This window comes from Mycobacterium sp. (genome assembly GCF_035499775.1).
Taxonomy (GTDB): Bacteria; Actinomycetota; Actinomycetes; order Mycobacteriales; family Mycobacteriaceae; genus Mycobacterium.
Window position 1 is genome coordinate 1 of the sequence record NZ_DATJYB010000634.1, and the last position, 7938, is coordinate 7938.

Sequence of the window (7938 nt, forward strand, 5' to 3'; positions counted from 1 at the left end):
CTCAATGGCTTTCATGGATGAGGTCGGCCGCCGCGGTCTTCGACAGTCGGCTCGCGACCACGGTTCCCGCCGAGCCTGCGCCGACAAGGATGTACTCGTCCGAACGCACCGACAGTCCTCTCCGTTTGAGCGTGCTAGCACTCTCCCATCTCGAAGCGATCGGCGCTTTGTATCGGGGACACAAGACTTCAACCGGAGTTGGTATGCCGGCGTACCACTCCATCCCCACCGCGGTCGCGGGCGTGGCGGTCGCTGCAGCGTCAATCCGCTGTGCTCACCGGCATTTGCTCCTGGCTGCGCTGCGTTCGCGAAATTCGTGAAGGTTTGCGGCTGAAGGCATCAAAAGGCGCAGCGAGCGCAGGAGTGACGTGCAGCGACAGCGACACGGGTCACTTCACTCGTTGAGTCGCGCGAGTTCTAATGGCTAGGGTGACGATGGTGACACTGATGGACGCGACCAATGATCGCCTCAAGCGAGGCGGACCCGATGTGCGCGCCGCGGTTTCGCACCGGCGAGTGCGGCTTCAGTCCCGGGCCGTCAAGCTGATCGGCCTTCTGTCGGCCGTTGCGGTGGCCGGCTGTGCGCACGGCACCGAGGTGCCCAAAACCAGTCCGGCGACAGAGATGTCCAAGACCAGTACGGCGACCACGGTGCCCAAGCCCGGCGCGGGCGCGGTCACATTCGAGTACTTGCAGCGCGCGCCCGTGCCGGCGCTGTGCGAGCACGATCCAGGCCAACTGACAGGCGGGCACTTGCCGCCACAAGAGGGGCATCCCGGAAGCGTCGGGATCGCGTTGAACTATGACACCGGCGCCTACAAGGTGGCGTTCGGCGACCTGACGGGGGGCGGAGGCGACGCCGCGATGGTCATCCACTGCAATGCCGGTGGGGTGGGGTGGCCGGAGAGTGTGCAGCTCTACACGCCGGGCCCGCAGTTCCGTACCGTCGGGCCCAGGCTGCTGGGTGGAATCGACCTCGGCGACCTTACCCACGGTGGCCGTGAAATCGTGACCGAATTGTCCATCTCTGACCGCGTCGCACATGTCACGTGGCTGGCCAATGGTCCGAATGATGGAGCATGTTGTCCGACCGTGAAGATGATGGCCGACCTGCGTTGGGACGGTTCTACAGTGGTTGCCCAGAACGTGCGCCGAGTCAACTGACCGTCGGAGTGCACTGCGGCCTATCAGCCCGCCGCCAGCTTGATCACCTCGGCGTTGCTGCGGTCGGTGACGTAGACGGCGCCGGCCGTGCCCACCGCCAGCCCCCAAGGGTCGCCGAGGCCGACGAACGGCAGGACGGTTTGGGTGTTCGACCCGGCCGCGAGCTTCAGGACTCTCTTGTTCACGGAGTCGGCGACGTAGACGGCGCCCGCCTTATCCACCGCCACACCGTGCAGGGTGCCGATGTTGCCGGGGACGGTGAACGGCAGGACGGTTTGGGTGTTCGATCCGGCCGCGAGCTTCAGGACCTTGTTGAAGTCGACGACGTAGACATCGCCGGCGGTGTCCACCGCAACGCCTTCCGGGCCGGTGAGGCCGGTGAACGGCAGGACCGTTGGCGTGCTCGACCCGGCGGCCAACTTCACTACCCGATTGTTGCGGTAATCGGTGACGAAGACATCGCCGGCGGTGTCGACCGCAACACTTCGGGGGCCGACGCCGGAAAACGGCAGCACGGTCTGGATATTGGATTCTGGCGCCAACTTCAACACTCGGTTGTTCGTGTTGTCGACGACGTACGTGTTGCCGGCGGTGTCGACCGCCACGCCCTCGGGGAAGCCGAGGCCGGTGAACCGCAGGTCGGTTTGGGTGTTCGACCCGGCCGCCAACTTGACCACCCGGTTGCGATTGTCGCCGGCGGTACTGTTGGCGGCGACATAGACATTGCCGGCGGTGTCCACCGCCACCGCCCACGGATCGTCGAGGCCGCTGAACGGCAGCACCGTTTGTCGGCATGCCGGCGGCGCCGTTGACTGCGCCGACGAGAGCTTCACCACTCTGTTGTTTTGGCCGTCGACCACATACACACTTCCGGCGGTGTCCACCGCCGCACTCTCGGGGCCGGTGAGGCCCGTGAACGGCAGCGCCGTCTGGCTGCACGATCCGGCGGCCAACGTCACCGCCGTATTATTGAAATAGTCTGTGACAGAAACCCTTCCAGCGGTGTCCACCGCCACCCCAATGGGGCCTTGAAGGTCGTTGAACCGCAGTACGGTCTGGGAGTTCGCCCCGGCCGCCAGCTTCACCACCCGCTTGCTGCCGAAGTCGGCGACGTACACGGTGCCGGCACCGTCCACCGCGACACCGCGCGGGAACTCGAGATGGGTGAACGGCAGCTCCGTCTGGGTGGTCGACCCGGCCGGCAACTTCACCACCCGGCCATTGAGGTAGTCGGCGACGTAGACGGCGCCGGCCGCATCCACTGCCACGCCATCCGGGCCGTTGAGGCCGGTGAACGGCAGCACCGTCTGGGTGTCGGACCCGGCCGCCAACTTGACCACCCGGTTGTTGTGGTCGTCAGTGACGTAGACCGCGCCGGCGGCGTCTACCGCCACGCTGTCGGGGTAGTCGAGGCCGGTGAACGGCAGCACCGTCTGGGTGTTGGACCCGGCCGGCAACTTGACCACCCGCTTGTTGCCGCTGTCGGCGACGTAGACCGCGCCGGAGGCGTCCACCGCGACACCGGCGGGGTGGTTGAGACCGGTCAACTGCAGCACGGTTTGTTGGGGTGCGGGCGTCGACCGTGGCGACGAGTGACACGCTGCGACGCCGATGACGGCAACCGCGAGTGCGACGATCGCAGCGTTTCGGCGTTGTCGCCACAGCCGCCGGCGCGGTCGCACGCTACTGCTGGCCCGGGTAAGGCACCGCGCTGATGACCGCCCCGCCGTTGAGCGGCGGCCCCAGCAGAACGGTCGTGGTGCCGGCGGCCGGGTCGTACTCGAGCAGCGACTGCGCGGGTCCGCAACCGGCGACCGTGGCTTTGAGGTCGAGGTTCCCGCCGTGGACGCCGATCACGTAGATGCTGTGGCTGGGGTCGACATTGGGTACCGACACTTTGGACACCGTGCCATCGGGGTTGAGCTTGCCGAGGTGGATGGCGCCGCATCCGCCCTCGTACTGGACATAGGTGCCGGCCGGCAGTTGCCACGCGTTTATATCGCCGGTGTCTTGTGACGCCGGGTCCGTGATCGGCGCGGTCAGCGGCGTCGGTGCTGAACCGTCGATGGGGACCAGCCAGAGCTGTTGGGGCTGGTGGGCGGCGAGGCAGCTGGCGAGGACGGCTTTCGCGCCTTCGTCCCACCACCGCACCGGTGAGCAGCCGGTTCTTCCGGCAACCGGCAGCGCCTTACCGACTGTGCCGTCGTTGCCCATCAGCGCCAGGCCGGAGGCGGTACCCAGCACCAGTTGCGTGCCGTCCGGAGTCGAGAGGTACCGACCGTTGAAGGTGCTCGCGAGCTTGTCCGTCGGATAGGTCAGCTGTGGATTGCCGGCAAGGTCGACCCGCATCAGCTTGCGGTTGTCCACCGTCAGCAGCACGGCCTTGCCGTCTGGGCGGGTGTAGTGAGGGGCGACCGACGAGCCGTTGACGGTGAACGTGCTGCGCGTGCCGTTGTGCAGGTCGAGCTCGGTGATCACCGTCGACGATCCGGGACCCTCAGAGGTGAAAAGGGCGTGGCTGCCGTCGCCCGACCACTCGATCAAGTTGGGTTCAGCGTTTGGCGGGAAGGTGGTGATCGGGTAGCGGCCGCCCGCCGGGTCGACGAGGTACAGCGTGACGGGGACCGTGTCGCGTGCGGGCGAGCCTGCGGGCGGTGGTTCGCCGTTAGCCACACTGACGGCCGGGCTCCACTTGGCGAGCATCCAGCCCGGACCGACTTGCGACCAGGGCACGTCGCCGATCGATCTCTCGACGCCGTGAGCCGCCATCTGTGCAGCCGCGGTCGGCATCGCGGGGTCGCCCGCCGGGGGGTGCGAGCCGGTCGTGCCGGTCGACGAGCACCCAGCCGCCAGTACCGCGGCCAGCGCGACGAGGCCGGCGCGGCTTCGCCACGTCCTGCCCGGGACGGATGCAAGGTCGGCACCGGCCCCCGGGGCTTCACAGCCGCGGGTGCAGTGGCGCGAACTCGTGCTCATTTCGGTTCCTTTCCCGCGAGCGGTACGCAGTCGGAAGCAGTCGCCGTGGCACGGCGATCGTGGCAACGATGCCACGAATACCTTGCGAGTTTCTTGCGGGCGCGCCGCCACTGAGGTAGCGCCGCGTGGGCATCGACCGCGTGTTCGGCAAGTGGGATGCTCGGGCCGAACGAATAGCGTCATCCGCGAGGGACGGGATGGTGACCGATGAAGTGTCGCGGGGCGGTGTTGCGCGGCGCGGGCAAGATCTGGGACGTCTGCCAGATCGACCTCGACCCGCCGCGTGCCGGCGAGGTGCTGGTGCAAATGGCGGTCGCGGGGATCTGTCACTCCGACGACCACTACGCAACGGGCGACGGTGTAGCCGGGCACCGCTTGACGGCGATCATGGAGACGAATGGGATTGCGCCGCCGGACTTGTACCCAATGCTGGGCGGACACGAGGGCGCCGGTGTCGTCAACGAGGTCGGGCCCGGCGTGCGGTCGGTGCAACCCGGTGACCGCGTTGCGACGTCGTTCATCCCCGCCTGCGGGTCGTGCCGGTGGTGCTCGTCTGGTCTGAGTTACCTCTGCGACCTCGGGGCGGGCACGGTATCGAAGGAGATGACGACCGACGGCACGCGGCGGCGTCATCTGGGCGACGGGGCCCTGACCGCGATGACCCAGCTGGGCACCTTCGCCGAGTACGTAGTAGCCGCCGAATCGTCGGTGATCAAGATCGACGACGACATTCCGTTCCACGCGGGATCGCTGGTGTCCTGTGGGGTCACCACCGGGTGGGGTTCGGCGACGGTCGGGGCGGGTACCGAGGTCGGCGACACCGTCGTGGTGATCGGCGTCGGCGGCGTCGGGATGAACGCATTGCAGGGCGCCCGCGGTGTGGGGGCCAAATACGTGGTCGCCGTGGATCCCGTTGCATTCAAACGTGAGTCGGCGCCATTTTTTGGCGCTACCCACGCCGTGGCGTCTGTCGAGGAGGCCGTCCCACTGGTGCGGGATCTGACACGCGGTGTGATGGCAGACCGGGTGGTGCTGACGCCTGGTGTGGTGCCGACAGATCTCATTTCCCCGGCGATGATGTTGACTCGCAAGGGCGGCACGTGCGTGCTCACCGGGCTTGGCCGGTACGACGAGTTGCCGGTGCCGCTGGTGCTCAACGACATGGTGTTGTCGGCCAAGCAGCTCAAGGGCGTGCTCGGCGGTGGCATGAACCCGCGTGCCAGCACGCCGATGCTGCTGTCCATGTATCGGGAGGGCAGGCTGAAACTCGATGAGCTGGTCACCCGGCGGTATCGGCTCGAGCAGATCAATGAGGCGTTCGACGATATGCGGGAAGGCCGAAATATCCGCGGGCTGATCGACTTTCGGTAATCGCGCGTCTGGCAGAACTACGGCGATCGCTGCGCGTTAACGTCCGCAATTCCGTGCGAAGTGTGGTGTCTGCACCATGGTGTGCGACAGATCCGTCCGACACGATGCCAAGGTGGCCGACGAGGTGGTGCGAGTTTGGGACGTCGACGACCTTCCTACTGCGGCGGCCGATTGCGGCGCCGCCGCCCCTCTGCACAAACAGCACCTGAGTTCAGATATGGCGACCCGATTATGGCGAGCAGCCCACTGAGGGCCACGGCGGCGGACGGATCGGTGCCCTACTGGCGGGTGCCGAAGGTCCTCTTTCTCGCGGCGGTCCGGTCGTCGTCTTCGTTGGGCCGCAACCTCATTCACCATCATGAGGCGGAACGTCTTCAGCTGTTCCTAGTCGGTTACCTGGCCATGTACTTCGTTAGTGGTGTGTTGCTGCCGCTGTGGGAGTACGAGTATGTGCTGCGATCTCCCTGGTTGCTGGCCATCGTCGGGGCCTGCGCCGCGCAATGTGTCGTGTTAGTCGCTGCGCTGCTCCTGGCGCGGCACAGCAGATATCAGCAATCGATCACGCTGGCCTGTATCGGTCAGTGGGTCGTCATTTTGCTCATTACGTTCATTGCACCGGCCCTGTTGCCGGTGATGGTTTTGTCGGTCGTGATGCCCGTCGTTATCGCCGTGCCCTACATCCGCTGGCGGCGAGGGCTGGCTTTCGCTGTGATTACCACCGGTTGCGTACTGGCTCTGGGCGCGCTGGCACGCTTTCAGAATATTTCGCACCTGTCCGGACAAGCGCCTCGCTGGATCGAGACTGCATTCATTGTCGCGACACTGCCGATCGTTGCCTTTCACCTTCTGCTGGTTGTGTGGAACAACAAGCAGATCACCGAACTTGCGGCGTCACGAACCCGGTTGATCGCCGTCGCTGACGAGGAACGGCGCCGCCTCGAACGCGACCTGCATGACGGTGCCCAACAGCACCTTGTCGCCCTGGCGGTGCTCATCCAACTTGCCCGCAGCGCCGAACACGACCGGTGTCGGCCGCTGCTCACCGAGGCCTCCGGGCTGCTGGAAACCGCGATCGCCGAGATCCGCAGACTCGCCCACGGGATTTACCCCGCGCTGCTGGTCAGCGGCGGGCTGGCCCAGGCCTTGCCGTCGATCGCGGCGCACGCCCCGGTTCCTGTGACGCTGAACCTGCAGGATCTGGGCCGCTACCCCGCTTCGATCGAGGCCGCCCTCTACTTCTGCTGCAGCGAGGCGCTGCAGAACGCCGCCAAACACGGCGGCCCCGACACCACGGTCACGATCACCGCCCATGTCGACGACCGGATGCTTACCCTCACGATCAGCGACACCGGCCGCGGATTCGACCCGGCGACCAGCGGCTTCGGGCTGACCAATATGACCGACCGCCTGTTAGCCATCGGCGGACACCTCGCTATCGACACCGCGCCCGGACGTGGCACCCGTATCACCGCCGCCACCGCCACCGCGATGCAACCAGGCAGCACGGAACTGCGCGGATACCGGTGACCTCGCCCTGGTCCGGTACGCCGTCGGTGTTGAGAGTGGCTCATTCGGCTGCGATGTAGGGCGTCGTCACGCATCGCAGCTTTTTGCCATCAGCCATGGATCGCGAAGTCGACGCCACCGCCTCCACGGTCTTGGCGCCTGTCGCCGTGCCGGTTTCGACGACCGTCAACTAATATGCCCACGCATGCCACCATCGCACCTACGGGGGGTCCCGAGGCGGCGCCGGCAAAGGGCCGCCCACAAGGGTCTGCGCGGGTCCGGAGCAAGGCGTTGTCGATGTCGCTAGCTGAGGGCGAAGTCTTTGCCGGATACACGATCCTGCGTTTGCTAGGCGCTGGGGGTATGGGCGAGGTGTACCTCGTCCAACACCCGCGATTGCCGCGGCGTGAAGCTCTGAAGGTGCTGCCGGGGGTGCTGACGGATAACACCGAGTATCGGGAGCGGTTCGATCGCGAGGCCGCAATCGTCGCGGCCCTGTGGCACCCAAATATCGTGGCCCTGCACGATCGCGGCGAATTCGACGGTCAACTGTGGATCTCCATGGATTTCGTGGACGGCACGGATGCCGCGCGCCTCCTGCAGGACCGCCCCAATGGCCTGCCGCCCGAAAAGGTCGTACAGATTGTCACCGGGGTTGCTAGTGCGCTGGATTGCGCGCACGACAACCAGATGTTGCACCGGGACGTCAAGCCGGCCAATATCTTGATTTCGCGATCGAAGACCGGATCGCGGGCGTTGCTGGCCGACTTCGGCATCGCCCGCCGCGTGGACGACCCCGGCTCCCTGACCGCCACCAATATGACGGTCGGCACCGTCTTATACGCTGCGCCCGAGCAGCTCTTGGGTGAGCCGCTTGACGGCCGGGCCGACCAATACGCGTTGGCGGCCACAGCTTTTCAC

General features: G+C 66.2%; 5 protein-coding genes and 1 pseudogene. 4 read left to right on the top strand and 2 right to left on the bottom strand.

All coding sequences use genetic code 11. The features are described from left to right. Nucleotides 1–435 precede the first annotated feature (435 nt). A complete protein-coding gene (locus VML93_RS37875; RefSeq protein WP_325618936.1) occupies nucleotides 436–1164 on the top strand; it encodes a hypothetical protein in 729 nt (242 codons plus the stop codon). 29 nt (nucleotides 1165–1193) lie between these two features. Here VML93_RS37875 and VML93_RS37880 read toward each other — a convergent pair. After that, nucleotides 1194–2711, bottom strand: a pseudogene (locus tag VML93_RS37880) (NHL repeat-containing protein); the annotation flags it as partial. 136 nt (nucleotides 2712–2847) lie between these two features. Beyond that, nucleotides 2848–4140 (bottom strand): hypothetical protein, encoded by a 1293-nt coding sequence (locus VML93_RS37885; RefSeq protein ID WP_325618928.1) that lies wholly within the window; start codon nucleotides 4138–4140, stop codon nucleotides 2848–2850. A gap of 207 nt (nucleotides 4141–4347) precedes the next feature. Between VML93_RS37885 and VML93_RS37890 the strand changes: the two genes are divergently transcribed. The 3 genes from VML93_RS37890 to VML93_RS37900 all read left to right on the top strand — a co-directional run. Then, nucleotides 4348–5511 carry an NDMA-dependent alcohol dehydrogenase gene (locus VML93_RS37890; RefSeq protein ID WP_325618930.1) on the top strand — a complete coding sequence of 388 codons (1164 nt, stop codon included), beginning with the start codon at nucleotides 4348–4350 and terminating at the stop codon, nucleotides 5509–5511. A gap of 231 nt (nucleotides 5512–5742) precedes the next feature. Then, entirely contained in the window at nucleotides 5743–7038 is a 1296-nt protein-coding gene (locus VML93_RS37895) for a sensor histidine kinase (protein ID WP_325618932.1), read from the top strand. A gap of 276 nt (nucleotides 7039–7314) precedes the next feature. Beyond that, nucleotides 7315–7938 (top strand): serine/threonine-protein kinase (locus tag VML93_RS37900; protein ID WP_325618934.1); only part of this gene is annotated, 624 nt, incomplete at its 3' end.

Excerpts from the sequence above, each read along its gene's own strand:
- VML93_RS37875 (WP_325618936.1), top strand. The coding sequence starts at position 436 with ATGGTGACACTGATGGACGCGACCAATGATCGCCTCAAGCGAGGCGGA.
- VML93_RS37885 (WP_325618928.1), bottom strand. The coding sequence starts at position 4,140 with ATGAGCACGAGTTCGCGCCACTGCACCCGCGGCTGTGAAGCCCCGGGG.
- VML93_RS37890 (WP_325618930.1), top strand. The coding sequence starts at position 4,348 with ATGAAGTGTCGCGGGGCGGTGTTGCGCGGCGCGGGCAAGATCTGGGAC.
- VML93_RS37895 (WP_325618932.1), top strand. The coding sequence starts at position 5,743 with ATGGCGAGCAGCCCACTGAGGGCCACGGCGGCGGACGGATCGGTGCCC.